We start from the raw sequence: 25,761 nt of genomic DNA, 5'->3' as shown, positions 1-25,761 counted from the left end.
GTTTACTTCCCGGAGTCCACCAGCCCCTTGGTGAACCAGCGTTGCATGAAGAGAATGACGGCTGCCGGCGGAAGCATGACGAGCAGCGCAGCACTCATCGCAATGTTCCAGGCGGGTGCGGAGTCGGAGACCGGAACGAGTTGCTTCAGCCCGAGCACCGCTGTTCCCATCTCTTTGTCCGTGGTGAAGAGCAGCGGCCACAAATACTGGTTCCAGCCATAGAGGAACAGGATGATCGACAAGGCCGCGATGTTGGCGCTCGACAGCGGAAGAAGGATATCCTTGAAAAATTTCAGCGGACCGGCGCCGTCGAGCTTGGCCGCCTCGCAAAGTTCATCCGGAACTGTCAGGAAGAACTGTCGGAACAGGAATGTTGCGGAGGCGGAGGCAATCAGCGGCAGGATCAGGCCGGCATAGCTGTTGACCATGTTCCATTTCAACGAGGCTTCGATGCTGTATCCTGTCAGCCGTTCCACGACGCCGGAAAGCCCGACGGTCCCGACCAGCCAGCGGATCGGGCCGGCGGCATCGGCGACCGCCTCGTAGGTCGGAATGATGCGGACCTCGACCGGAAGCATCAGCGACACGAAGATGAGCCAGAAGGCCGTCATGCGAAATGGGAAGCGGAAATAGGTCACGCCGAATGCGGCGATCAGCGAGATCGCCAGCTTGCCGATGACGATGCCGGCGGTGACGATGATCGAATTCAGGAACAGCTGGGAGAATTCGCCCTGTTGCCAGGCCGCTGCCAGGTTTTCAAAGAAATGCCTGCCCGGCACCACCGGGAACGGCGCCTGCTGAACCTCCTGCAAGGTGAGCGACCCGGCGACGAAGGCAAAATAAAGAGGCAGGCAGACGAAAACCGCGCCGACGAGCAAGATCGCGTGGCAGAAGATCGACAGACCGAGATGACGTTCGGGCATGACTACACCTGGTAATTGACCTTGCGCTCGAGGGCGCGGAATTGAACGATGGTGAACAGGACGGCGATCAGCATCAAAAGCACCGACTGGGCGGCCGACGCGCCGAGATCCAGTTGCACGAAGCCGTCCTGATAGACCTTGTAGACCAGGCTGTTCGTCGCCCCCGCTGGGCCGCCGCGCGTGACGGCATCGATGATGCCGAAGGTTTCAAACAAGCCGTAGACGAAGTTCATCACCACGAGGAAGAAGATCGTCGGCGAGATCAGCGGAAGCGAAATCGTGAAAAAGCGCCGGACGGGTCTTGCGCCGTCGAGCTTTGCCGCTTCCAGAATCGAGACCGGCACGGCGAGCAATGCGGCGACGAGAAAGATGTAGTCGTAGCAGACATTCTTCCAGACGGAAGCGATGGTCACCAGAAGCTGCGCATCGAAAGGCCGCCGGTTCGGATCCCATTCGAAGCCGAACCCGTGCAGAAGCTGCGCGATCGGCCCCACCGCCGGATTGAACAGGAAGGCCCAGATCACGCCCGATATGACAGGCGCGATCGCATAGGGAAGCAGGATGATGCTCTTGTAGATCCCCCTACCTCTGATCACGAAATCGGTCGCGAAGGCAAAGAGCCCGGCAAGCAGAAGCGTTGCGGCGTTCTGTGCGACGGTGAACCAGAGCGTGAACAGCGCGCTGGCGCGATATTCCGGGCTTGTGAACAGATTGTGGAAATTTTCCAGCCCGACGAAAATCTGCGTGCCGCCGAAGGGATCGACCTGAACGAAAGCCAGCGACAGCGCCTTGTAGGATGGGATGAAAAAGAAGAACAGCAGGATCACCAGTTGCGGCGCAACCAGGCCGAAGGCGAGCCACGGCTTGCTGAAGTGGGCGGACTTCAACCCGGCCTCCGCCGGCTGCGCAACCGAGCGGCCCGTCGACAGAAGATCGGGGATACGAAGGCGCCGGGCGGCGCCTTCCATCTTTCCCAGGGTTCTACTTTGCTGCATGAAGCTGCTCATACTGGCGGAGGATCTGGTTTCCGCGGGCCGCCGCGGCATCCAGCGCCTGCTGTGGTGTCTTCTGGCCGGTCCACACACCCTGGATCTCTTCCACCAGAAGCGCCATCGCCTGATTATGATTGCCGAAGCGGAAGCCGCGCGAATTATCGGTCGGGGTGCCGCGCGTGAGCTGGAGAATGGCGATCTCGCGGGTCGGGTGGTCCTTGAAGTAGCCCTCGGACTTGGCCTGCTCATAGGCGGCATTCGTAACCGGGACGTAGCCTGTCTGCTTGCTCCACCAGACCTGCGTCTTCGGCGAGGCGACGAAATTCAGGAAGGCGGCCGCGCCGGCGTATTCTTCCTCGGTCTTGCCTTTGAGAACCCAGAGCGCACCGCCGCCAATGGTGCTGTTTTTCGGCTCGACGCCTTCCTCATGCGGCAGGAACGTTGCGCTCCAATTGAATTTCGCGCCGCTCTCGACGGCGGCATGCGCCGCGGTGGAGGCCACATAGGTCGAGCAGGTTCCAGAGGTGAACAGTTGGTCTGGCGAGAGGCCCTGCCCCGCGATCTGCAGGATGCCGGCGTCCATCCACGTCTTGAGGCGCGTCACCTGACCCACCAGCAAGGGGCTCTTGTTGAAGATGAATTCGGTGTCGAGGCCGCCGAAACCATTCGCCTTGGTGCCGTAAGGCTGATCCTGGATCGCGGCATAGTTCTCGATCAGGCTCCAGTAGAAGTCGTTCGCAAGCGCCATCTGGCATTTTGAAACGCCTTTGTCCTTGATGGCGCGCAGCTGCTTGTCGAGCTCCTGCCAGGTCTCGCCCGGCTTGTCGAACCCGGCTGCCTTGAAGTGATCGGCATTGTACCAGAAGATCGGCGTCGAGCTGTTGAAGGGCATTGCCGCCGGCTTGCCGTCGACGAGATAAAAACCGGCGACCGGAGCGACGAAATCGTTCCAGTCGATCTTGTAGTCTTCCTTCTCCATCAGCTCCGGCACCGGAATGATCGCGCCGGAATTGTACATGGTCAGAAAGCCGCGCTCGGCCGCCTGGATCAGCACCGGTTGCTGATGGACGCGGTAGGCTGCCACCATTGCCGCCATGGTCTCTTCATAATTGCCTTTGCCGATGCCGACGACCTCGTATTTGTCCTGCGAGGCGTTGAAGTCCTTAATCAACTGATTGGTGATTTCAGCCAGGCGGCCGCCTGCCGCATTCCACCATTCGATCTTGACGCGATCGGCTGCGCTGGCGTCGCCCGCATTTGCCAATCCGAGCGTCATCAGTGCAGCGCCCGCCGCGAATGACCGGATCGTCAGCCCCATGCGGGACCTTATCGAAGACATTGCCGTCATTTGGTTTTCCTCTCCATTGCCTTGTTCGCCGACCGGGCGTCGAGCGTCGGTCAACCCCTCCCAGAGTGGCGATAAAACAAGGTTGGGGTCACTTGTTACAAATGTCAATAGCATGTTACAAATGTATGACGATCCAGGAGGAAGGATGCCATGGCCGCTATCGAACTGATCGACCTGAGGAAGAATTACGGACCGGTTCCCGCGGTAAAAGGGATCAATCTGACCGTCGCGGACGGCGAAATGATCGTATTGGTCGGGCCATCAGGATGTGGGAAATCGACCTTGCTGCGGATGATCGCGGGGCTCGAAGCCATAAGCTCCGGGCACCTCAGGATATCAGGCAACGACGTTGGCCGTGTCGATCCGGCCGACCGCAACATTGCGATGGTCTTCCAGAACTACGCGCTCTATCCTCATATGACCGTTCGGCAGAATCTCGAATATGGACTCAAGAACCGCCGCGTTCCTCGCCACGAGATCGACCGGCGGATCGCTGACGCCGCCGACATTCTGGAAATCGGCGAATTCCTCGAGCGCCGCCCTCGTCAGCTCTCAGGCGGACAGCGCCAACGCGTTGCCATGGGCCGCGCCATCGTCCGCGATCCAGCCGCCTTCCTCTTTGACGAACCGTTGTCCAATCTGGATGCGAAGCTTCGCGTGCAAATGCGCGTCGAAATCCGCAGGTTGCAGCGGCAGCTCGAGACGACCAGCCTCTATGTGACGCACGACCAACTCGAGGCGATGACCCTCGCCGACAGGCTCGTCGTCATGAACGGCGGCCGAATCGAGCAGATCGGGACACCGATCGAGGTGTATCGCCGTCCCGAAACCGTCTTCGTTGCCGGCTTCATCGGTTCGCCGCCGATGAATCTGATCGAACTGGATGAACTCGGCCTCAGCGACATCGCGCTTCCGAAAGACACCGATCTCGTCGGCGTCAGACCTGGTTCGATCAACCTCGGGGTCGGATCGGCGCATGATCTCCGGTTCGACGCCTATGTCGAATTGATCGAAACCGTTGGCGATGAGAACAACGTGCATCTGCGCATCGACGACAGCCGGAAGCACATCGTCGCGAGCGTGCCTAGCGATCGGCGTCTGCAGGAACACGACCGCATTTCGTGCCATGTACGCATGGAAGGTTTGCATCCCTTCAGCAAGTCGACCGGCCGGCGAACCGACTGACCGCGGTGAAGCGGCCGACGACGGGCCCCTGCGATTGACAAGCGCCGGGGATTTGAGATCCATGGCGTCGAACGGAGGCGCAGATTATTGCATGTCACAGAACAGAAGTGCTTCTTCCGCGCCCGTTGCGCTGCCGGACGAGCAGATGCAGGTGCGCGTCGTCTGGCTCTATTACATGGAGGGACGCACCCAGGGTGAAATCGCCGAAGCGCTTTCGACCAACAGGCTTCGCGTCAACAAGATCATCGCCGAGGCGCGCCGATCCGGCCTTGTGACGATCACCCTCAATTCCCGGCTGACCTCCTGTATCGCCCTGGAGCAGCAGCTGGCGGCAGAATTCAACCTCAATCGGGCAATTATCGTACCGACGCCGGAGGATGCGGAACTGATCCCCGTCCTGCTCGGCCAGGCGGCCGCCGATTATCTCGTCCAGTTGCTGAACGGCGGCAATATCCGCGGCGTTGGCGTCGGGTGGGGAGCGACGCTCCGCGAGATGGTGCGTCATATGCCCTCCCTCAAACGGCCTGATATCTGCGTCAATTCGGTCATGGGCGGGCTGACGCACGGCATCGAAATCAATACCTTTGACATTGCGAGCGACCTTGCTCGCCAGCTCAATGCCGAATGCTCCTATCTTGCTGCGCCGATCTACGCCGGCAGCCCGGAATCGCGGACGGCAATCATCCAACAGGATGTTTTTGAATCGGCCTTTCGACAGATCGAGACCAATGACGTCATCGTGCTCAGCATCGGCGACATGACCGAGCGTTCGCTGCTGATGCGCTACGGCTTGCCGCGCAACATCAACATTGAGGAATTGCTCGCAGCCGGTGCCTGTGGTGACGTGCTCGGCCAGTTCGTCGATAAGATCGGGCGGCCGATCGACCATGCGATAAACAGGTGCGCGATCGCTCCCGAGTTGGAAGCTCTGCGCTCCATTCCCAATGTCGTCTTCGCGTCAGGCGGCTGGAACAAGGCGCAGGCTATCGCAGCCGTGCTGCTGTCCGGCCTCGGCAACGTGTTGATTTGCGATGAAGACACTGCACGACAGGCACAACAGCTTGCTGGCGAGCTCAGGACGAGCGGCAGTTCGTAGAGCCGGACATGCACGGCATCGGCAGCTAAGTCTAAGACGCCCTGGCGCAACCGGCCGGGAGCGAGAGAGGCTCCGCCGGCGTTACCTTGTCGATCGCATAAAGCTTGGCGAAACCGGCATCCTCGATAAGCGTCAGCCCCGCCGGCATTGAGTTACCGACGTAGCGGTCAGGGATATCGGCATTGGCGACGAGGATGAAATCGAAACGCCTGCGCCAATCCGAAAGATAGGGCGTAAAGCCCTCATACTCCCGCATCATTGCCGGGCATGAAAGTACGCCGATCGACACCAGATTGCCCTCGGGAACCGCGATATGAGACCATGGCGGCAGGACGGAAAGCGGCTGCTTGCCTTTTGCCGTGAAGAGCGTCGGCACGAAAGCATGCGAGAACGGCACGGCGAGCGTCGGCAGATGCCGGAAGGTATCCAATCCCCAGGCGAAGTGCCGATTGGAATGGGCAAGGCTGCTGGCGGTCTCCGGTTCATGCCCCAGGGGCAGCACGGCCGCGCCGGCAGGCATCTTTCTCAGCGCAGTCTCGACAGCCGCGACATCTTTCTGCGCCAGCCACCAATTCCAGCCGATCCAGGCGGCTCGGCCGAAGACCGCAAGGTTGATGATCAGCGCCAGCGACAGCGCCTGCCGGCGCGTCAAATTGGCAAACGGGCACACCATCGCCATGGCCACGAGTGCTGTCATGATCGGAAAGCGCCAGCTGATCCAGCCGGTGCCGAGAGCGTGTCGCGGCGAAATACAGGAAAGAAGCAACAATCCGCAGGCGGTGACCGCGAGCCCTGCATGCACCTGAATGTCGCCCGTCCGTGCGGCCCGCGTGCAGATGAGGATCAGTGGCAGAATCAGCACGACGTCAACCAACGGAAGATAAGTCGTGATGGCGGAGACAATGTTTATCAGGATCAGGATGACGCCATCGTTCCAGGCAAGTCCAAGGCCGCTCCCGCCGGCATCCGGTAAAGCAGCAGTACGGAGGTACAAAGCGAGCGGCGGTAGGGCGCAGACACTGACCACGAGCGCCAAGCGGCCGGCAAGCCTTGCCAACCCCACCCTCGATCGCAATATGTCGATGCGCCAGGAAAATTCGAGGCCGCAGACGATGGCGATATAGAACCCGAGCGAGAAGATGTGCATCACTGTCAGCAGCAATGCGGCGGCGAGGCGCCAGGCAAAAATCCAGACCGGATTTCCGCCCTGCAGCCGCAGATCGATGCACGAGAAGAACAAGGCCATGCCGAGGCCGATCTGAAAATTGATGAAGCCGCCGATCATCGTGGCGCACCAGCTAAACGAGAGCATGGCGATCTGCCAGTAGTGCCGGCCGCCGAACAGCGCGCGGTGCAGCCCGATCGCACCAAGCGGCGGCAACACGATCGCCAGAAAAAGCAATGCCCGCGCCAGCCTGTCGGCGCCGACGAGCGGCCCCAGCCAGACGGCGACAAGATCGATTCCGACATTGGTGAAGGTGCGGTTCCAATCGATCGCATAGATCTCAGGGAACGGCTGTTCGCCGATGCCGCCCGAAAGCAGCCAGATCCGGGCGTAGTGATTGGCGTAGTCGAGAACCGGCGGGAAGTGAAACAGGCCGACCAATGCAGCCGCAAGCGTGACGAACACGGCGATCGCTATGGTGGAGTCTTGCCGGGCGATCAAATCCTCCGGCCCGGCCGCGGCATGAATAGGCGCAGCAATTCGATTCATTATTTGGTCCGGTTGCTCCTTTGCGGCCGCGGCGGCTCTGTCGGCGCGAAGGCCGAATCCAGCGCCGCGCGCCGGTCGCCGGCGCTCATTTCCGAAAAAGCCGTCGGCAGTTCGGCATGGTAGCTGCCCCGCAGGATCGTCTCGACGATGAACATCGGCCGCCGCTTGCTCTCCTGGACGAGACGACCAAGATACTCGCCGATGATGCCGATGCAGATCAGCTGGATGGCGCTGAATACGCTGACGGCGGCCATGATCGACGACCAGCCGGTGACGGTCTCGCCCTGCAGCCAGCGAACAAGGGTATAGACGAGCAGCGCCACCGCCACACCGGCGCTGATCATGCCGAGCCATGTGGCGATGCGCAGCGGCGTCGTTGAAAAGCTGGTGATCGCATCGAGCGCGAAATTGATCATCTTGCGCAGTGGATATTTCGTAGTGCCGGCAAAACGGGCGTCCCGCTCGTAAGGCAGAGCCACCTGCCGGCCGCCGATCCAGCTGACCATGCCGCGGATGAAACGATCGCGCTCCGGCATCGCCAGCAGGATATCGACGACGCGCCGGCGCATCAGCCGGAAATCGCCGGTGTCACGCGGAATGGTCACGGAAGCGAGTCTCGAGAGCGTGCGATAGAAGAGCGACGCGGAGGCGAGCTTGAACCAGGTTTCGCCCTCGCGACGCGTGCGCTGGCCGTAAACGACATCGGCGCCGCGCTCCATGATCGGCATCATCATCAACAGCAGTTCGGGCGGGTCCTGAAGATCGGCGTCGATCAAAAGCACGCGCTCGCCCCGCGACGCCGAAAGGCCGGCCGTCGATGCCAGCTGATGGCCGTGATTGCGCAGGAGACGGACGCCGAGCACCTGCGGCACTTTTGCCGCCAGATCCGAAATGATCTCCCAGGTGCCGTCCGACGAGCCGTCATCGACCAAAATGAGCTCGAAGGCGTCGCCGGCGACGCTCTGCGCAGCGGCGGCGGCGCGGCGGCAGAATTCGCGCAGGCCGTCTTCCTCGTTATGACAAGGCGCGACGATGGAAAGTAACGGTGCTTGCGTCATGCGGACGGCGGTGCCTGCTTGTTTGATGGCGCCAGCCTAGCCGGGAAAGGTCAAACATCCTTTAATGGCTGGCCGGCAGCCGCGCCGACGCCCCTCAGCGCTATTCCGCCGCGATGATCTCGCGCACGCCGTCGACATCGCGGGCCGGCGACGCGCCATAGAGGCGGCTATATTCGCGGCTGAATTGCGACGGGCTCTGATAACCGACGCGGTGGCCAGCCGTGCCCGCGTCGAGCCGCTCGACGAGCATCAGCCGGCGCGCCTCGTGCAGACGAAGCTGCTTCTGATACTGGACGGGCGTCATCGCCGTCACCGACTTGAAATGGTGATGGAAGGACGACACGCTCATATTGACGCGCTCGGCAAGGTCTTCGATGCGCAGCGGCCGCGCGAAATTCTCTTTCAGCCAGGCAACGGCGCGCGCAATCCGGTTGCTGTGGCTGTCTGCCGTGGCGATGTTGATCAGCCGCGCGCCGTGCGGCCCGGTCAGCACCCGGTAAAGGATTTCCTGCTCGATCAGCGGCGCCATGGCCGGAATGTCACCTGGACGATCGAGCAAGCGCAGCAGGCGGACGGCGGCATCCATCAGCTCCGGCGGCGCGACGTTCACCACCATCCCGCGCTGCCCATCGGTATGGGCGGCCGGGCGCGGAACGTCGATGCGGCTGAGCAACTCCAGCAGCTTCTCGGAATCGATTGCCAGCCCAAGACAGAGATGCGGCACCTCGGGGCTCGCCTCCGTGACCCGCCAAGCGACCGGCAGGTCGAGCGAGGTCAGGAGATAATCGCCGGTCCCGTAGCTGATCTGCTCCGTCCCAAGCTGCAGGCTCTTGGCGCCCTGCAGCACGAAGGCGAAACAGGGCCGATAACTGCTGTGCAAGGGATCGCTCGGCTTGGACCGGCGACTGACATGAAGATTGCCGATGGCAGTCGAGAACTCGCCGTCGCTGGGCGCAAAGCGCATCGCGATGTCGACGATTTCCTGATAGGGGCTGAAGGGCAAAGTCATGCGGCAACTCTTTCTGTCAACTGTCTGAGCCGGCGATACCGTCTCTATCTAGAGTGCCACGGCCGTTTCGCAAACAGATAGGCGCCTCACTTTTGCAGGATCGTGCAAAAAGCTGAGAGGATCGCTCTAACCCTCTCCCGTCGTTCCGGGCAATAGTCCGCCATCCCATTCAACCCCTCCCAAAACGAAAAGGAAGGTTCCCATGCCGATTGCAAGAGGCTACGCCGCCACCGACGCTTCCAAGCCGCTGACTCCTTTCACCTTCGAGCGCCGCGACCCCAGACCAGATGATGTCGTCATCGACATCAAGTTTGCCGGTATCTGCCATTCAGACATCCACACCGTCCGCAACGAATGGAAGAACGCCGTCTATCCGATCGTGCCCGGCCATGAGATCGCCGGCATCGTCACGGCCATCGGCTCCGCTGTCACCAAGTTCAAGGTCGGCGACCGCGTCGGCGTCGGCTGCTTCGTCGATTCCTGCATCGGCTGCGCCGAGCGCGACCTCGATCGCGAACAGTACATGCCGGGTCTCAGCGGCACCTACAATGACTTCGAAGCCGACGGCAAGACGCGCACCCAGGGCGGTTACTCCGACTCGATCGTCGTCAAGGAGGGCTATGTCATGTCCATCCCCGACAACCTGCCGCTCGACGCCTCCGCGCCGCTGCTCTGCGCCGGCATCACCCTCTATTCGCCGCTGCGCCACTGGAATGCCGGCCCCGGCAAGAAGGTCGCGATCGTCGGCATGGGCGGCCTCGGCCATATGGGCGTAAAACTGGGTTCGGCCATGGGCGCCGATATCACCGTTCTCTCCCAGAGCCTTTCCAAGAAGGAAGACGGGCTGAAGCTCGGCGCCAAGGAATATTACGCCACCAACGACCCGGAAACCTTCAAGAAGCTTGCCGGCACGTTCGATCTGATCATCTGCACCGTCAGCGCCGAGATCGACTGGAACGCCTATCTCGGCCTTCTCAAGGTGGACGGCTCCTTCGTGGTCGTCGGGGCGCCGGAGAATCCGATCCCGGTGCATGCCTTCTCGATTATCCCCGGCCGCAAGAGTATCTCCGGCTCGATGATCGGCTCGATCAAGGAGACCCAGGAAATGCTGGATTTCTGCGGCAAGCACAACATCGTCTCCGAGATCGAGAAGATCGACATCGACCAGGTCAACGAAGCCTATGAACGCGTCCTGAAGAGCGACGTCCGCTACCGCTTCGTCATCGACATCGCCTCGCTGGCGGCCTGAAGATAGGGGGAGGCGGCTGCTCCGACAGCCGCGCCAATGTGACATGCCGGCAGCCGCCGAAGTCGGAAAGCTCGACTTCGGCGGCGGTCTTCGTGTCTGCTGAAGATGACGGCTATCGGGCAACTCGGGCATCCCCTGAAAAGGCGAGCCGGAGGCCGAGGAGGACCATCATGATACCGGCGAACCTCTCCTGCCATACGATCGGCATCGGACGGCGCGAGAGCCAGCCGCCGAGCGTGCTCGCGCCGAATGCGACGGAACTGAGGATGACGAAATTTGAAAGTTTCGTCACCGCCCCGAAAACAAGAAGCTGAACCGCCACCGGCCAGGAACTCTCAGGATTGACGAATTGCGGAAGGAAGGCAAAGAGAAAGACGAGCGCCTTCGGATTGGTGAGATTGTTGATCGTGCCCTCGCGAAGCGCTGCCGCAGTCGAGACGGACCGCGCCGCCGCCCTTGCGCCGGCGCCGTGTCGGCCTGCTCCGCAATAAGGTTGGCGCCCAGCCAGGCCAAATAGGCGGCTCCCGCCCAGCGCAGAATGTCGAAAGCAAGCGGCGAGGCTTGAAGCAGCGAGGCAACGCCCAGGATCAGCAACGAGACCTGGATGGCCCCGGCAAGGACGGTTGTGACTTGCCCCAAGAAGCAGCCTACCCCTCCTCCCGCATCGTCTCCCGCTGAGTGATCAGCCGGGCGCTGTGCTGGCCGCTCAGATAAATCCACAGCCAGCTCCAGGCGACGGAGAAGCGCGAGCGGGTGCCGATCAGGAAGTAGATATGGGCAAGGCCCCAGATCCACCAGGCAATCCAGCCTTTGAGCTTGATCCGGCCGAAATCGATGATCGCGGCACTCTTGCCGATCGTCGCCAGACTGCCCTGGTGCCAGTATTTGAAGGGCGCCGGTGCCGGCTTGCCCGAAAGACGCGCGCGGATGACCTTGGCGACATAAGCGCCCTGTTGCTTGGCGGCGGGTGCGATACCCGGCACCGGTTTGCCGTCCTCGCGCATCACGGAGGCCGTGTCGCCGATGACGAAGACATCGGGCAGGCCGGGCGCGCTCAGATCCTTTTCGACAACCACACGCCCCGCCCGGTCGGCCGGCACGTCAAGCCACCGGGCGGCCGGCGAAGCCGTAACGCCGGCGGCCCAGACGATCGTCCGGCTAGGGATGAAGGTCTCCCCGATCTGCACGCCGTCGGCGCCGCACTCCGTCACCGGCTTGCCGAGGAGGACCTCGACCCCGAGTTTCTCCAGCGCCTTTTGTGCATAAGCCGAAAGCTCCTGGGCGAAGGTCGGCAGCACCCGCGGGCCGGCCTCGACCAGCACGACGCGGGTCTTGCGCGTATCGATGTTGCGGAATTCGTCCGGCAGCGTGAAATGCGCGAGCTCGGCGATAATGCCGGCAAGCTCGACCCCGGTTGGCCCGGCGCCGACGATGGTGAAGGTCAGCAGCGCATCGCGTATCGCCGGATCGGCCTCCATCTCCGCCTTCTCGAAGGCGAGCAGCACCCGCCGGCGGATCGTCGTCGCGTCCTCCAGCGTCTTGAGGCCGGGCGCCACCGGCTCCCATTCGTCATGGCCGAAATAGGCATGTGTCGCCCCGGTCGCCAGCACCAGCGTGTCGTAACCCAGAGTCATGCCGCTGCGTAACGAGACCGTCTTTGCGCCACTGTCGACATCGGTGACTTCGCCGAGCAGCACCGTCACGTCGGGCCGATCGGCATAGAGGCGGCGAATCGGCCAGGCGATTTCCGAGGTGGATAGAATGGTCGTCGCCACCTGATAGAGCAGCGGCTGGAAGAGATGGTGGTTGCGCCGGTCGACGAGCGTGATCTTCACGCCTGCGTCTCTCAACCCGTTGACGAGCTGCAGCCCGCCGAATCCGCCGCCGACAACGACGACGTGATGATCGCCCATGACCTGCCCCTTTTGCGCCATTTCGCTGAAAGACAATGTGGGCCTCGGCGCAAAGCTTGCCAACCGCCGTTTCGGCATGTCTCCCCTGCGCCGATCGCAGCCGAAAAGGCCGCCCGACGGATCCGAAGAAGTTGGGCGGCCTGAAACCAGTTCATAACGCAGATGGCGTCAGTGCCGATCAATAGGGACCAATGCACTGACGACGGGGGCCAGAATAGGGCTGGAAGGTATTGTCATACGCTCTGTACGAACGATACCGGGCATAGCACCAGCTCTCGTGGCTGCCGCCCCCTCCATAGTAGGCAGACGACGCATAGGCCCGATAGGGCCGGCCATAATAGCCGCCGTAATACCCGAAAGGCCGGCGGTAGTAGCCGTAGGGCGAGCCATAATAGCGGTAAGGCGAACCGTAATAGCCGTAGGGTGAACCGTAGTACGAGCCGTAATAGGGCTGCGCCAACGCGCCGCCAATGATGGTGCCAACGGCCAGACCGCCCAAGGCCCAGCCCCAGCCCGATCCATTGTGGTGATGATGGCCGTGATACCCGCCTCCATGATAACCGCCACCCCAATGACCGCCGTGGCCACGCCACTGCACTTGCTCGATTTGCTGCTGTGCTTCGATCCTGGGTGGGTTGATAGCCGGAAACGCCTGAGCCGGCGTGACGCCGGGGGCACCCACGATCAAGGCCAACGTGACGATTGCCAGCTTTCTCATGACTGTTCTCCTCTTCCTCCAAGAGGAGGAATATCCTCCCCTCCTCCTGAACCAAAGGTGAACATAATATAACGAAAAACGTTCCGTATCGAGACAAATTAATCGCTGCCGATGGCACTGAGGATTATCGGCTCCTCCTGCATTCCGACCTTATTTTTTCCGCATGGCACGGTTCACCGGGCGTAACCCACGGGTATCGCCATTCCATGTTTCAATTCTTCCATGGAGATCGACGCCGAGACGTCGAAGAGTTCCAGCTTGCGCACGATCTGCTTGTAGATCACGTCGTAGTGCTCGACGCGCGGCAGGACGATCTTCAGGATGTAATCGTGATTGCCGGTCAACCGGTGGGCCTCGACGATCTCGGGAATGTCGCTGATGATCCGGCGGAAGCTTTCCGTCCATTCATCGGAATGATGCGCCGTCTTCACCAGCGCGAAGACCGTCGTCGGAACGCCCATCCTTTCGCGGTCGAGCACGACGATGCGCCGGGCGATATGGCCGCTTTCCTCCAGCCGCTGGATGCGCCGCGAGCAGGCCGACACCGAAAGCGCTACGCGCTCGGCAAGGTTGGTTACGGAGATGCCCGCATCCTTCTGCAGCATATCGAGAATACGTCTGTCGCGATCATCCAGCATGTGTGAGAAGTGAACCCTCCGCCTTAATTTTGCGCCACCCCTCCAAACCGCGCAAAATAATAGCACACATTAGACGCGCAGGACAAACAACGCAAACACGTCGCGCCGGCATTGCGGCATCATTTCCGAAAGTTGAAGCATGGGAGCATGAAGAGATGGAAACGATCGGCCTGATCGGCGGCATGAGTTTCGAAAGTTCGGCGGTCTATTACCGGCTGGTCAACGAGATGGTGCGCACCCGCAAGGGCGGCCTCGCCTCGGCCGAGGTCATAATGCATTCCGTCAATTTTGAAGAGATCGTCGCGCTTCAGAAGGCCGGCAACTGGGATGGAGCCGCCCGCCGCCTCGCCGACGTGGCCTTGCGCCTGCAGATCGCCGGCGCCAATTGCGTCCTCATCTGCACCAATACCATGCACCTGATCGCCGAGGAAGTCGCGGCAAGGATTTCCGTGCCGCTGATCCACATCATCGACGAAACGGCGAAATCGCTGCATGCCGCCGGCCGCAAGCGCCCGCTGCTGCTTGCCACCCGCTACACGATGGAGCACGGCTTCTACGCCGACCGCATGAAGAACCTTGGCATCGACATCATGGTGCCCAACGCCGCCGACCGCACCACTGTGCACGACATCATCTTCAACGAACTGTGCGCCGGCAAGGTGCATGACCGCTCGCGCGAGAAGCTCATCGATATCATCGACCACGCCGTGGAAAACGGCGCCGACAGTATCATCCTCGGCTGCACCGAGATTTGTCTGATCCTCGATCCCGACCGTCTGCCGCTGCCGGGCTTCGACACCACGGCGATCCATGCCCGGGCTGCGGTCGAATTCGTCCTTGGCGCAGAGGAAGATGTGGAAGAGGAAGCCGCTTGATGCGCGTCGACATGTAGTTGACTCAGTCAACTAAATGCATGACAATGGTCGTCATACGGAGACTATTGTCAGTGTGTTGACTCAGTCGGCCAACCCTTCTTTCGACATGCTCGGGCTTGTCCCGAGCGTCTGCTTCCGGTCGATAGGCCAGCAGATCTCGGCACAAGGCCGAGGATGACGGCGAGCGAGGAGCGGGCCTTGTCAGCAGTCTGGCGAGATCTCCCCCTGGAGATCACCATGTCCGACATCGCCCTCATCGAAACCGCCCGCGACTTCAACCGCTTTTACACGAATTTCCTCGGCCTCCTGAACAAGGCCTATCTCGACTCGCCCTACACACTGACGGATGCCCGCATCCTTTTCGAGATCGGCTCGCATGCGGGCGTCAGCGCCACCGCACTCGCCCGCGACCTGCATCTCGATCCGGCCTATCTCAGCCGCATCCTCAAGCGTTTCCGCGCCGAAGGGCTGATCGATAACAGCGCCGATCCAGCCGATCTGCGCAGCCAGATCATCACTATCACCGACCGGGGACGCAAAGAGTTCGAAGAACTCGGCCGACGCGCCAATGCGCAGATCGCCGCCCGTTTCGACACGCTTGCAGCCAGCGAGCCGCAGGCGGTCGTCTCGGCCATGAACACGATCCGCGCCCTGCTCGACCCGGCGGCAAAGCCCGTGCCGGCGATCATCCGTGCCCATCGCGCCGGCGATATCGGCTGGATCGTCGAGAGCCAGAGCCGCTTCTATACCGACGAATATGGCTGGGACCTGCGCTTCGAGGCGCTGATCGCCGAGGTCGCCGGCAAATTCCTCGCCAATTTCGATCCCGAGAAGGAATATTGCTGGATCGCCGAGCGCGGCGGCGTCAATATCGGCTCGGTCCTCGTCACCAATGGCGGCGACGGCATCGCCAAGCTGCGCCTGCTCTATGTCGACAAATCCGCCCGCGGGCTCGGGCTCGGCAAGCTACTGGTCGAGGAATGCATCCGATTCGCCAGACACAAGGGCTATCGCCAGCTTTCGCTCTGGACGAACGACATGCTGGATACGGCCCGCGCGATCTACGTCAAGGCCGGCTTCCGACTTGTCTCCGAGGAGAGACATCGGATGTTCGGCCCGGAGGCGAACGGGCAGACATGGGTACTCGATCTCTGAATTTGCTGCATAGCAGAAAATTCCGCTTGATTTGGAAATGATCGTTCCCTAATTAGGGGCCATGACCATCGCCGACCTCACATCAGATCAAAAAACCCGCAGCCGTGGCCGTCCGCGGGAGTTCGATATGGACGCGGCCCTGGATGCGGCCCTGCGGGTCTTTTCCGAACGCGGCTATCACGCCACCTCCATCAGCGATCTGGCCGAGGGGATGGGCCTTGCCTCGGGCAGCATCTACAAGGCGTTCAAGGACAAGCGCGGTATCTTTGTCGCCGCTTTTTCCCGTTATCGCCAACTCGGCCGGCGGCGCCTGGAAGCCATGATCGCGTCTGCGGAAACAAGCCGCGAAAAGGTCTTCCAGATGGTGATGTATTATACGGAGCTCTCCCATGGCGAGGCCGGCCGCAAAGGCTGCCTCGTCGTCGGCGGTGCCAATGACTTCGCCCTGCTCGACGATGAAACGGCCGCCCATGTCGCCACTGCCTTTGCCGCTGACGAGAAGCTGATGGCCGATCTCATCCGCATCGGCCAGGCCGACCACACCATCCCGCAGACGGTGGACCCTGATGCCGCCGCCCTCGCCTTTCTCTGCTTTACCAAGGGCTTGCGCGTCATCGGCAAAACAGGACGCAGCAGGCAGGAGATGGTTGCCGCAGCCGAAGCGGCGATGAAGCTCGTGACCTGAACGGGTACGTCCAGACGATCGAAATAGTGGCATCCGCTCAAGGATCGGGTGGCCGCAGCCAGCATTTTTGCATTCAACTTTCACGATCTTTGAATACCGGAGTTTCTGATGAGCATTTCAGCCACTACGCCGGATAAAGCCATTCCACGCGCACTATCCCCCTGGCTCACCTTCCTTTTCGCCGCCGCCTGCGGGCTGGTCGCCGCCAATCTCTATTACGGCCAGCCGCTTGCCGGCCCGATCAGTGCCGATCTCGGCTTCTCCCCTGCCGCAACCGGCCTGATCGTCACGCTGACGCAGATCGGCTACGGCCTCGGCCTGCTGCTGATCGTGCCACTCGGCGACCTCACGGAAAACCGCCGGCTGGTGCTGCTGCTGATCGCCGTCTCTGCCGTGGCACTGATCGGCGCCGCCCTGTCGACGACGCCTGCGATGTTTCTCACCGCCTCGCTCTCCATTGGCCTCGCCTCCGTCGCCGTCCAGGTGCTCGTACCCTTTGCCGCGAACATGGCGCCGGATGCCACACGCGGCCAGGTCGTCGGCAATGTCATGAGCGGCCTGCTCTGCGGCATCATGTTGGCGCGGCCCTTCGCGAGCTTCGTCGCCGAGGCCTCCTCCTGGCACATGGTCTATTACGTCACGGCAGCGTTGATGCTCGTGCTCGCCATCGTGCTGCGCGCCAACCTGCCGGTCCGTGTGCCGAAGACGAGGCTCGGCTATGGCGAACTGCTGGCCTCCATGGCCCATCTGGCCCTGACCTCGCGGGTGCTGCAGCGCCGCGCCCTTTACCAGGCCGGCATGTTCGGCGCCTTCAGCCTGTTCTGGACGACGACGCCGCTGCTGCTCGCGAGCCCGGCTTTTGGCTTGACGCAGAACGGCATCGCCCTCTTTGCGCTTGCCGGTGCCGCCGGCGCCGTCGCCTCGCCAATCGCCGGCCGCCTTGCCGACCGCGGCATGACCAGAATCGCCTCGACGATTGCCATGCTGCTCGGCATGGCCTCCTTCCTGATCAGCCACTTCGCAAGCGACGGTTCGCTCGCCGCCCTGATCCTTCTCACCGTTGCCGCGATCATGCTCGATTTCGGCGTCACGACCAATCTCGTCTGCGGCCAGCGCGCCATTTACGGCCTTAACCCGGAACATCGCAGCCGACTGAACGGCCTCTTCATGGCCACCTTCTTTGGCGGCGGCGCGCTCGGCTCGGCGCTCGGCGGCTGGGCCTATGCGACCGGCGGCTGGACGATGACGTCGTGGATCGGCTTCGCCTTCCCTGCGCTGGCCTTCCTGCTGTTCCTGACGGAAGGGCGTGGCAACAAAGCCTAGAGCATGTCTCGCAAAAGCGTGCAGCGGTTTTGCGATTAAGACATGCGGAAAAACAAAGACCTAAAGCATGATAGCGAATCTGAAAGATCGCGACATGCTTTAGCTCTCTGCAGAATCGAAGCGCAAGCGAGCGTCACGAACCGCTTCGTGGTTCGCTTCCGCCCAATTCAAGAGCTGCGACAGCGGCTGGTAGAGCGAACGGCCGAGATCGGTCATCGAATATTCGACGCTCGGCGGCTTGGTGGGGAAGACTTCGCGATTGACATAACCGTCCCTCTGCAGGTCGCGCAGCGTCTGCGTCAGCATGCGCTGTGAGATATCGGGGAGCATCCGCCGCAACTCGCCAAACCGGCAAGGCCGAGCCGCCAATATCTCAAGCAGCAACGTCGACCATTTGCCGCCGATATGCTGCATCATGTCCCTGACTGGGCAGTTGGAAAAATCGAGACCAGCGAGATCGATCTCGCGCCGCATCTCCGGCATCCTGTTCTTCAAACTGAGGACCTCGCCGCTCATCTGCTGGTTCCCTTTTGGTAACGTAGAGCCGAAAAACTGCCTGCTTTACACCGCCAAGTCAATTCCTATTCTAGTGTTAGTCTCTTTTTGAGACTGTCATCAAACGCAGAAGGAAATGACGTATGAGCGAAACCATCCTGGTCACCGGCGCCGCCGGACAGCTCGGCCAGCGTGTCATCCATCACCTCATCGACACCTACAAGGTCGCCCCAGGCAGGATCGTCGCGGCAACGCGCAGCCCGGAAAAGCTCGTTGAGCTGGCGAACAAGGGCGTCGCCACCCACAAGGCCGATTTCGATGATGCGGCCAGCCTGGAGAAGGCCTTCGCCGGCGTCGACCGGCTGCTGATCATCAGCACCGACGCGCTCGATACCCCCGGCAAGCGCCTCACCCAGCACAAGGCTGCCGTCGCTGCCGCCGCCAAGGCAGGCGTCAAACACATTGCCTATACTTCGATGCCGTCCCCGGACAATTCGCTCGTCATCTTCGCACCCGACCACCTCGGCACCGAAAACGCTATCAAGGCGAGCGGCATCGCCTATACGATCTTCCGCAACGCCTGGTATCACGACAATTACCTGCACGGCATGCCGCACAACCTGCAAGGCGGCAAATGGTACAGCGCCACGGGCGACGGCAAGATCTCGACTATTGCACGCGACGACTGCGCCCTGGCGATCGCCGCAGCGCTTGCCTCCGGCACCTCCGAAAGCGCCACCTATACCCTAACCGGCACTGAACTGCTGACCAACCGGCAGGTCGCCGCCACCGTCTCCGGGGCCGCCGGCAAGCCGCTCGACGTGGTCGACGTCAATGACGAGCAGCTCGGCCAGGGCATCCGCGGCGCCGGCCTCCCCGGCTTCATCGCCGACATGCTGGTCTCCGCCGACGCCAACATCCGCGCCGGCAAGTTCGAGATCATGACCGAAGACTTCATCAAGCTGACGGGTAAACAGCCGCAGCCGCTGAAGGATTTCTTCGTGGCGCATAAGGCTGCGTTGACGGCTGCTGGCGCCGATGCCCATTGAACATTCCGCTCATCCCTGCGCGTGTCGCAGGATGAGCGGTCAGGTTTTGAATGAGAAAACCTCGTTGCTGCAAACGAGTCATTCACGGCGCGGACGCGCCGTGGCTGGATTCCTGTGACAAGCACAGGAATGAGGGGCGGAAAGGTAACGCTTCCCGTTACCCGCTGTCTCGATGACGACCGGAAATTCTGGCAACAGCGCTTATTTTGATCTCCCTCATTCCTGTGCTTGTCGCAGGAATCCAGTGCGCCCAAGTCCTTGGGCGCTGACGACCCAATACGCCCACTGCGCCTGCCGCCAGAAACGTCATGACTCGATTCCGGTCAAAACACAGAGGCAACGGCCTTCCTCAAACCTTCTGCCCGCATGCCCTGCAAAAACGCCTCACCGTTTCCGCCATGCCATATTCCAGCGCATCGGCAGTCAGTCCATGGCCAATGGAAACCTCGGCAAGCGCTGGAATGCGCTTCACCAGATCAGGCAGGTTTGCGACCGTCAGATCGTGCCCGGCATTGACGCCAAGGCCGATCGCCAGCGCCGCGTCTGCAGTCTTTCCCAGCGCTTCGAGGATGGGAGCCGCCCGTTCGGGCGCGTCGTAGCAGCCGCCATAGGGGCCGGTATAGAGTTCGATTCGGTCGGCGCCGACCGCCTTGGCGATCTTGACCGCTTCCGCATCGCCGTCGCCGTCAGCAAAGAGCGAGACCCGGCATCCCATCTTCTTCAGCCGGGCGACGACATCGGTGAGGAACGCCTGATGTTTGCGGAAATCCCAGCCGTGATCGGAGGTCGCCTGGGAGGGATCGTCGGGCACCAACGTCACCTGCTCGGGTGCAGCGCCGGCGCAGAGATTGAGGAATTCGTCAGTCGGGTATCCCTCGATGTTGAACTCGGCCTTGGGGAATTCATCGTCGATCAGGTTGCGGATAACGGGCAGGTCGGAAAAACGGATATGCCGCTGATCGGGGCGCGGATGCACCGTCAGGCCGCTGGCGCCTGATGCAAGGGCTATGCGCCCCAGGACTTCGACACTCGGCCAGGGCAGATCACGCCGGTTGCGCAGCATGGCAATAGCGTTGAGGTTCACGGAGAGCTTGGCTGGCATGGCGGGATATCCATCGGTCTCGGAAACGGGTGGCCCCGCTTTTAAGCCAAGTGTCCGGCGATGGCCAACGAGAATCGCAGATGAATGCGACGCCGATCATTGATGGATCGGCATTACAACAGTGAGGAGCTACCAGGAATAGCAGTTCCCGCCGCTGCGAAGATGCGGCGGGTGCGGCACGTGTTTTGCCAGAACCTTCGCGCAAAGCCTGCAAAGCACGCCGTCGCGTTGCTATCCCATTTAAAAGAGATTATTTTTAGCACTTCTAAAAAAGATCGTTCACGCATAACGTGGACATTGTGTCGCGTAAACGTAGGCCGCGTACTGCTTCTTTCCCCATGTAAGACGCTCAGAGGAAACCCCACTCGCCGCGACCGGGAAGCAACTGGCAAATCCGCATGAGGTGCAACAAGATGCCCTAGGAGGGTTCATGCCAGACGGTTCCAAACGCCTGTTTGCTGCCGCCGGTATCGTTTCGGAGGCCCGGTCGAAATACCGGTTCCTGCCTTCGGCCGCGCTGCCGCCGGATCTACCGGGAGGTCCGGTGCCTATCGCCGATATGGCCGACGCATTCGGCGTTACGCACAGGACATTGCATTTCTACGAAGAAAAGGGACTGATCTCGGCCAATCGCATCGGCCTGATGCGGGTCTATGGCCAGGACGACGTGATGCGCATGGCCGTCATCACAGTCTGCCGCGAGACAGGAATGCCGATCGCGGTTATCCAGGAGTTGATGGACGAGCTTCGCAAGGCCGATTCGCAGGAAACAGCCGAGGCGATGTTTCGCGAGGCCTTGCAGGTGCGCAAGCGCGAACTGACGGCCGAAATGTCGACGCTGCACCGCCAGCTCCAACAGGTCGGCGATCTCCTGGATTTCGACGACGGCATGGAGACGCCGCCGCTCAACGACAATCAGGACAGTTCCAGCCTGACCGCGCAGGAACTGCGTTGCCTGGAACTGATGGCAGAGGGCTATTCCACCCAGCGCATCGCCCGGGCGCTCGACCTGAAGCATGACGAGACCCGCGATCTCGAAGCCGGCATCATCCTGAAATTCCGTGCCAACAATCGCTTCCAGGCAATCGCCAAGGCGGTCCTGCTCGGCATCGTGCAAGCTTAGCCCGGGTCGTGCCCGGACGTTCGCCACCGTCCCCTTCCCCCGGCCGAGCGCTGTCAGCGAACGATCGTCAGCGTCTCCGCCGCGCGCGTGATCGCGGTATAGAGCCAGCGTTCCCTCGTATCGCGAAAAGCCCAGCTCTCATCGAAGAGCACGACGTCATTCCATTGCGAGCCCTGCGCCTTGTGGACGGTCAGGGCATAACCGTAGTCGAACTCGTCATAGCGCTTGCGGGTGTTCCAAGGAATCTCGCCTTCGACATCCTCGAAGGCTTGTTTCAGCAGCTTGATCTTGGCCGCCCCGCGATCCATGTCGTCGTCCTCGGGACGGACGAGCAGATTGATGCCGGGCTTCGTCGTTTCCTTCGACGAGGTCATCACCTGCCAGAGCGAGCCGTTGAGCAGGCCCTTGGCCGGATCGTTCCGGAGGCAGACGAGCTTGTCGCCGGTCTGCGGATAATCGGCGGAAAAACCCTTCAATTCGCGCAGCCGCTGATTATAGCGCCGCCGCGTGCGGTTGGTACCGACGAGCACCTGGTCGGCATCGAGCACGAGCTGCTGCGTCACCTCATTCTTCGAAATCACCTTGGCGGTGCCGTAGTCGCCATACATGATCTCATTGCCTTCGCGCACCTGCATGGCGAGCTTGATGATCGGATTGTCGCGCGCCTGCCGGTGGATATCGGTCAGAAGATAATCCGGGTCCTGGTTGGTGAAGTAGCCGCCGCCGCTGACGGGCGGCAGCTGGCCGGGATCGCCAAGCACCAGGATCGGCGTGCCGAAGCTCATCAGGTCCTTGCCGAGCGCCTCGTCCACCATCGAGCATTCGTCGACGATGATCAGTGCCGCTTTCGCCACCGGGCTCTGCCGGTTGATCGCAAACATCGGCGCAATCGAAGTCTTGCCGGTTTCCTCGTCCTCCACCGCCTCCTCGCCACGCGGGCGATAGATCAGCGAATGAATGGTCTTGGCGTTGGAGGCGCCGCGCGAACGCAGCACCTGCGCGGCCTTGCCCGTAAAGGCGGCAAACAGCACGTCGCCGTCGACATTCTCGGCAAAATGCCGGGCAAGCGTCGTCTTGCCCGTTCCGGCATAGCCGAACAGGCGAAAGAGCGGCGAGCGCCCTTCGTTCAGCCATTTCGAAACAGCCTTCAGGGCTTCGTCTTGTTGCGGCGCAAATTGCATGATCGGACGACTTGGCAGGATTCGCCGCTATTAGGCAAGGCGGAAACTGACACCGCATGGCCGATGGCGGCAGATCCTGCCAAATCACCCGTCCCAGCCCCGGTCCACGCCGCCTGCGCACATCGACGGGTCCTGCGCCATCGCATCCATCAGAAAATCCAGAACAGTCTTGACGCGCAGCGGCATGTTGCGTCGCGAGGGATAGACGACGGTAACCGGCAGCCGGCTCGGCTGAAAATCCTTCATCACCGGGATCAGCCGCCCGGCGGCAATGTCGGGCATGGCGATGACGTGGGAGAGCACCGCAAGCCCCGCGCCGGCAAGGACCGCCCTGTGAATGGCGACGGCGTTACAGGCCGTCAGCCGCGGCGATATCCTGACGGATATGTCCTCCGAGCCATTCGAGAAGGACCATATGTTGGCCTCGCCTGCCCTGCTGTAGCACAGGCATTCATGGTCCTTGATGTCCTTCGGGGCGCGCGGCGCCGCCCTGCGTGCGAGATAGGCGGGAGAAGCGACGAGGAAAGCCGTCGTCCAGCCGATCCGCCGGCAGACGAGGCTGCTGTCGGCGACCGGGCCAAGGCGCACTTCGAGATCCAGGCGCTCCTCGATCATATCCGAGCTCTGCTCCCTGAAAAGCAGCTCGACCAACAGCTTCGGATGGGCGGCGAGAAGATCGCCCAGCCGCTCGCTGAGATAGAGGCCGAGCGGTGCCGGAACGCTCAGCCGGACCTTGCCCGAAGCGACCACTCCATCCGATCCGGCGGCATCGCCGAGCTCCTCCACCGCTTCGAGAATCCTGAGCGCCATCGGCAGCATCCGTTCCCCTTCCGCCGTCAGTGACAGGCCGCTCGTCGTGCGATGCAGGAGGCGCGTGTTGAAATGACCTTCGAGTGCGGCAACCTGCCGCGAGACCGCTGGCTGGGTCACGTCGAGATCGTGTGCTGCCGCTGAAAACGAGCCCGTCTCCACGACGCGTTGAAAGCTCTGCAATGCCGAAACGATATCCATGACAGCCCCCTCATACTTTTGCGCATAGGCTTTATGCCGCCAGACTAGGCGAGAATGGCTTTACAGTCCAGCAATTAAGGATATCGTTTATCCATAAGGATGCAAAATATCCTTAATTAGAGGAAAAAGACATGACCCAGCGATTGAACTACGCCCAGCAGTCCCCCGAACTTTTCAAGAAATTCATGGAATTCAGCATGGCGCTCCGCAGCAGCGTGATCAACGAGAAGCTGCAGGCCCTGGTCGAGATCCGCGCTTCGCAAATCAACGGATGCGGCTTCTGCCTCGACATGCATGTGAAGCAGGCCAAAATCCTCGGCGAGAGCGAGCTGCGGATCTATCACGTCGCCATCTGGCGGGAATCGAACCTGTTCATTCCCCGCGAGCGCGCAGCGCTGGCCTGGACCGAAGCGCTGACGAAACTTCCCGAGGGCGGCGTGCCCGACGAGATCTATGAGCGGGTTCGCGGCCAGCTTTCCGAAAAGGAAATCTCCGACCTGACCTTCGTTGTCATGGCCATCAATGCCTGGAACCGCGTCAATGTCGGCTTCAAGACCGTGCCCGGCACGGCCGACAAAGCCTATGGCCTCGATAAGGCAGGCCTGAACTAAGCCTCGCAATTCATAGAAGATTCAATTTTGACGCTGCCGCGCCGCGGCAGCGAAAGGAGATCCCTTATGAAAATCGTCGTCATCGGCGGGACCGGCCTCATCGGTTCGAAGACTGTCGAGCGCCTGCGCAAACGCGGGCATGAGGTGATTGCCGCCTCGCCGAACTCAGGCGTCAACACGATCTCCGGAGAAGGGCTGGCGGAAGCGCTTGCGGGCGCCCAGGTCGTGCTCGACCTTGCAAATTCACCCTCCTTCGAGGACCAGGCCGTGCTCGAATTCTTTGAGACCTCGGGACGCAATCTTCTCGCCGCCGAAAAGGCCGCAGGCGTCAAGCACCATATCGCCCTTTCGGTCGTGGGCACCGAGCGCCTGCAGGAAAGCGGCTATTTCCGCGGCAAGCTCGCCCAGGAAAAGCTGATCGAGTCCTCGGGCATTCCCTATACCATTGTGCATTCGACGCAGTTCATGGAATTCCTGAACGGCATCGCCCAATCCGGCACGGTCGGCCAGACGGTTCGGCTGTCGCCCGCCTATGTGCAGCCGATCGCGTCCGATGATGTTGCCGACGCCATGACCGATGTGGCGCTTTCAGCCCCGGCCAATGCGACGGTCGAGATCGCAGGTCCCGAGCGCGCCCGCCTCAGCGAGCTCGTCGCCCGCTACCTGACGGCGGTGAAAGACCCGAGGACCGTCGAGGCCGATGCAGAGGCGCGATATTTCGGCGCAAGGCTGAACGATCAGTCGCTCGTCTCCGATGATAATCCGCGGCTCGGCACGATCACCTTCGAAGAGTGGTTCGCCAAATCAGCCCGGTCGAAGTGATTGGCCTGCCTCAGGACGCGGCCGCTCGGACGCGTCCTCTCCACCTCAGCAACAAAGGAGATTCCCATGATCAGAGCATCAATCATCGCCGCCGCGCTCGCCTTTCTCGCCGCGACCGGTGCCGCCGCCCACGACAGCAGCAAATCCGCGAAGGTGACGCTCGTCTATGAGCACGAACTGCCGAACGTGCCGGGCAAGAGCATCAAGGGCGTGCTGGTCGAATACGGCCCGGGCGGCTTTTCCGAAGGCCATACCCACCCGGATTCGGCCTTCATCTACGCCACCGTGCTCGAAGGATCGATCCGCAGCCAGGTCAATGACGGCCCGGCCAAGGTCTATCAGGCCGGGGAGAGCTTTTCCGAAATGCCGGGCGACCGCCATGGCGTCAGCGCCAACGGCAGCGAGACCGAGCCCGCCCGCCTGCTCGCCGTCTTCGTCGTCGACACCAACCAGAAGGAATTGACCTTCCCGCTGCAGAACTGACGA

Annotated in this window: 27 protein-coding genes; 12 read left to right on the top strand and 15 right to left on the bottom strand. The window is 61.6% G+C overall.

What is annotated here, in order from left to right:
* Positions 1-2 precede the first annotated feature (2 nt).
* The 3 genes from J7U39_RS05150 to J7U39_RS05140 are packed head-to-tail and all read right to left on the bottom strand — an operon-like array spanning position 3 to position 3,263.
* Positions 3-923: an ABC transporter permease subunit gene (locus J7U39_RS05150; RefSeq protein WP_210630724.1), complete on the bottom strand. Its 921-nt coding sequence runs from the start codon at positions 921-923 to the stop codon at positions 3-5.
* 2 nt (positions 924-925) lie between these two features.
* Positions 926-1,891: an ABC transporter permease subunit gene (locus tag J7U39_RS05145; protein WP_210631594.1), complete on the bottom strand. Its 966-nt coding sequence runs from the start codon at positions 1,889-1,891 to the stop codon at positions 926-928.
* Between the two features lie 13 nt (positions 1,892-1,904).
* Entirely contained in the window at positions 1,905-3,263 is a 1,359-nt protein-coding gene (locus J7U39_RS05140; RefSeq protein ID WP_210630722.1) for an extracellular solute-binding protein, read from the bottom strand.
* A gap of 150 nt (positions 3,264-3,413) precedes the next feature.
* Between J7U39_RS05140 and ugpC the strand changes: the two genes are divergently transcribed.
* Together ugpC and J7U39_RS05130 are read left to right on the top strand one after the other, a co-directional pair.
* The gene (ugpC, locus tag J7U39_RS05135) at positions 3,414-4,448 is read left to right on the top strand and encodes a sn-glycerol-3-phosphate ABC transporter ATP-binding protein UgpC (RefSeq protein WP_210630721.1); all 1,035 of its coding nucleotides are present in this window, start codon (positions 3,414-3,416) and stop codon (positions 4,446-4,448) included.
* A 91-nt stretch (positions 4,449-4,539) separates the two neighbouring features.
* Complete coding sequence (locus J7U39_RS05130; protein ID WP_210630719.1) at positions 4,540-5,544, top strand: sugar-binding transcriptional regulator; 1,005 nt, start codon at positions 4,540-4,542, stop codon at positions 5,542-5,544.
* Between the two features lie 31 nt (positions 5,545-5,575).
* Here the strand turns inward: J7U39_RS05130 and J7U39_RS05125 are convergent, their stop codons facing one another.
* The 3 genes from J7U39_RS05125 to J7U39_RS05115 form a co-directional block, all read right to left on the bottom strand.
* Positions 5,576-7,258: a hypothetical protein gene (locus J7U39_RS05125; RefSeq protein WP_210630717.1), complete on the bottom strand. Its 1,683-nt coding sequence runs from the start codon at positions 7,256-7,258 to the stop codon at positions 5,576-5,578.
* Positions 7,258-8,316, bottom strand: coding sequence for a glycosyltransferase family 2 protein (locus J7U39_RS05120; RefSeq protein WP_210630715.1), 1,059 nt, complete (start codon positions 8,314-8,316; stop codon positions 7,258-7,260). Before J7U39_RS05120 ends, J7U39_RS05125 begins: the two co-directional genes overlap by 1 nt.
* Before the next feature lie 100 nt (positions 8,317-8,416).
* The gene (locus tag J7U39_RS05115; RefSeq protein ID WP_210630714.1) at positions 8,417-9,325 is read right to left on the bottom strand and encodes an AraC family transcriptional regulator; all 909 of its coding nucleotides are present in this window, start codon (positions 9,323-9,325) and stop codon (positions 8,417-8,419) included.
* A 202-nt stretch (positions 9,326-9,527) separates the two neighbouring features.
* On the opposite strand from J7U39_RS05115, the gene J7U39_RS05110 reads away from it, so the two are divergent.
* Positions 9,528-10,574 (top strand): NAD(P)-dependent alcohol dehydrogenase, encoded by a 1,047-nt coding sequence (locus tag J7U39_RS05110; RefSeq protein WP_210630712.1) that lies wholly within the window; start codon positions 9,528-9,530, stop codon positions 10,572-10,574.
* Positions 10,575-10,686: 112 nt separating this feature from the next.
* Here J7U39_RS05110 and J7U39_RS32165 read toward each other — a convergent pair whose 3' ends face one another.
* The 5 genes from J7U39_RS32165 to J7U39_RS05090 all read right to left on the bottom strand — a co-directional run bounded on the left by J7U39_RS32165 (position 10,687) and on the right by J7U39_RS05090 (position 13,843).
* Positions 10,687-10,980: a LysE family transporter gene (locus tag J7U39_RS32165; protein WP_282615061.1), complete on the bottom strand. Its 294-nt coding sequence runs from the start codon at positions 10,978-10,980 to the stop codon at positions 10,687-10,689.
* Positions 10,863-11,294 carry a LysE family transporter gene (locus J7U39_RS32160; protein WP_282615032.1) on the bottom strand — a complete coding sequence of 144 codons (432 nt, stop codon included), beginning with the start codon at positions 11,292-11,294 and terminating at the stop codon, positions 10,863-10,865. Before J7U39_RS32160 ends, J7U39_RS32165 begins: the two co-directional genes overlap by 118 nt.
* Positions 11,222-12,487 (bottom strand): NAD(P)/FAD-dependent oxidoreductase, encoded by a 1,266-nt coding sequence (locus J7U39_RS05100; protein WP_210631593.1) that lies wholly within the window; start codon positions 12,485-12,487, stop codon positions 11,222-11,224. The genes J7U39_RS32160 and J7U39_RS05100 overlap by 73 nt, the downstream gene beginning before the upstream one ends.
* Positions 12,488-12,665: 178 nt before the next feature.
* The gene (locus J7U39_RS05095; RefSeq protein WP_210630710.1) at positions 12,666-13,205 is read right to left on the bottom strand and encodes a BA14K family protein; all 540 of its coding nucleotides are present in this window, start codon (positions 13,203-13,205) and stop codon (positions 12,666-12,668) included.
* Positions 13,206-13,378: 173 nt separating this feature from the next.
* Positions 13,379-13,843, bottom strand: a complete 465-nt coding sequence (locus J7U39_RS05090; RefSeq protein ID WP_210630708.1) for an Lrp/AsnC family transcriptional regulator — start codon at positions 13,841-13,843, stop codon at positions 13,379-13,381.
* A 155-nt stretch (positions 13,844-13,998) separates the two neighbouring features.
* Between J7U39_RS05090 and J7U39_RS05085 the strand changes: the two genes are divergently transcribed.
* From J7U39_RS05085 to J7U39_RS05070, 4 genes are all read left to right on the top strand, one after another.
* Positions 13,999-14,718, top strand: a complete 720-nt coding sequence (locus J7U39_RS05085; RefSeq protein ID WP_210630706.1) for an aspartate/glutamate racemase family protein — start codon at positions 13,999-14,001, stop codon at positions 14,716-14,718.
* A gap of 237 nt (positions 14,719-14,955) precedes the next feature.
* Positions 14,956-15,873: a helix-turn-helix domain-containing GNAT family N-acetyltransferase gene (locus tag J7U39_RS05080; RefSeq protein WP_210630705.1), complete on the top strand. Its 918-nt coding sequence runs from the start codon at positions 14,956-14,958 to the stop codon at positions 15,871-15,873.
* Positions 15,874-15,934: 61 nt separating this feature from the next.
* Entirely contained in the window at positions 15,935-16,558 is a 624-nt protein-coding gene (locus J7U39_RS05075; RefSeq protein ID WP_210630703.1) for a TetR/AcrR family transcriptional regulator, read from the top strand.
* Between the two features lie 108 nt (positions 16,559-16,666).
* Entirely contained in the window at positions 16,667-17,881 is a 1,215-nt protein-coding gene (locus tag J7U39_RS05070) for an MFS transporter (protein ID WP_210630701.1), read from the top strand.
* A gap of 99 nt (positions 17,882-17,980) precedes the next feature.
* On the opposite strand, the gene J7U39_RS05065 is transcribed toward J7U39_RS05070, so the two are convergent.
* A complete protein-coding gene (locus J7U39_RS05065) occupies positions 17,981-18,397 on the bottom strand; it encodes a helix-turn-helix domain-containing protein (RefSeq protein WP_210630699.1) in 417 nt (138 codons plus the stop codon).
* 122 nt (positions 18,398-18,519) lie between these two features.
* Between J7U39_RS05065 and J7U39_RS05060 the strand changes: the two genes are divergently transcribed.
* A complete protein-coding gene (locus tag J7U39_RS05060; RefSeq protein ID WP_210630697.1) occupies positions 18,520-19,425 on the top strand; it encodes an SDR family oxidoreductase in 906 nt (301 codons plus the stop codon).
* A 349-nt stretch (positions 19,426-19,774) separates the two neighbouring features.
* Here the strand turns inward: J7U39_RS05060 and J7U39_RS05055 are convergent, their stop codons facing one another.
* A complete protein-coding gene (locus tag J7U39_RS05055; protein WP_210630696.1) occupies positions 19,775-20,527 on the bottom strand; it encodes a pyridoxine 5'-phosphate synthase in 753 nt (250 codons plus the stop codon).
* A 430-nt stretch (positions 20,528-20,957) separates the two neighbouring features.
* Here J7U39_RS05055 and J7U39_RS05050 point away from each other — a divergent pair, with 430 nt between their 5' ends.
* On the top strand, positions 20,958-21,650 hold the full coding sequence (locus J7U39_RS05050) for a MerR family transcriptional regulator (RefSeq protein WP_210630694.1): 693 nt from the start codon (positions 20,958-20,960) through the stop codon (positions 21,648-21,650).
* A gap of 53 nt (positions 21,651-21,703) precedes the next feature.
* Here J7U39_RS05050 and J7U39_RS05045 read toward each other — a convergent pair whose 3' ends face one another.
* Together J7U39_RS05045 and J7U39_RS05040 are read right to left on the bottom strand one after the other, a co-directional pair.
* Positions 21,704-22,831 (bottom strand): ATP-dependent RecD-like DNA helicase, encoded by a 1,128-nt coding sequence (locus tag J7U39_RS05045; protein ID WP_210630692.1) that lies wholly within the window; start codon positions 22,829-22,831, stop codon positions 21,704-21,706.
* A gap of 84 nt (positions 22,832-22,915) precedes the next feature.
* Complete coding sequence (locus J7U39_RS05040; RefSeq protein WP_210630691.1) at positions 22,916-23,842, bottom strand: LysR family transcriptional regulator; 927 nt, start codon at positions 23,840-23,842, stop codon at positions 22,916-22,918.
* 131 nt (positions 23,843-23,973) lie between these two features.
* On the opposite strand from J7U39_RS05040, the gene J7U39_RS05035 reads away from it, so the two are divergent.
* From J7U39_RS05035 to J7U39_RS05025, 3 genes are all read left to right on the top strand, one after another.
* Positions 23,974-24,453 (top strand): carboxymuconolactone decarboxylase family protein, encoded by a 480-nt coding sequence (locus J7U39_RS05035; protein ID WP_210630689.1) that lies wholly within the window; start codon positions 23,974-23,976, stop codon positions 24,451-24,453.
* Positions 24,454-24,519: 66 nt separating this feature from the next.
* Complete coding sequence (locus J7U39_RS05030) at positions 24,520-25,275, top strand: SDR family oxidoreductase (RefSeq protein WP_210630687.1); 756 nt, start codon at positions 24,520-24,522, stop codon at positions 25,273-25,275.
* A 66-nt stretch (positions 25,276-25,341) separates the two neighbouring features.
* Positions 25,342-25,758 carry a cupin domain-containing protein gene (locus tag J7U39_RS05025; RefSeq protein ID WP_210630685.1) on the top strand — a complete coding sequence of 139 codons (417 nt, stop codon included), beginning with the start codon at positions 25,342-25,344 and terminating at the stop codon, positions 25,756-25,758.
* Positions 25,759-25,761 lie beyond the last annotated feature (3 nt).

Origin of the sequence: Rhizobium sp. NLR16a, from assembly GCF_017948245.1 — a bacterium.
GTDB lineage: Bacteria > Pseudomonadota > Alphaproteobacteria > Rhizobiales > Rhizobiaceae > Rhizobium.
Note: the sequence above shows the minus strand (reverse complement) of the source record. Positions and strands in the feature narration are given on the sequence as shown.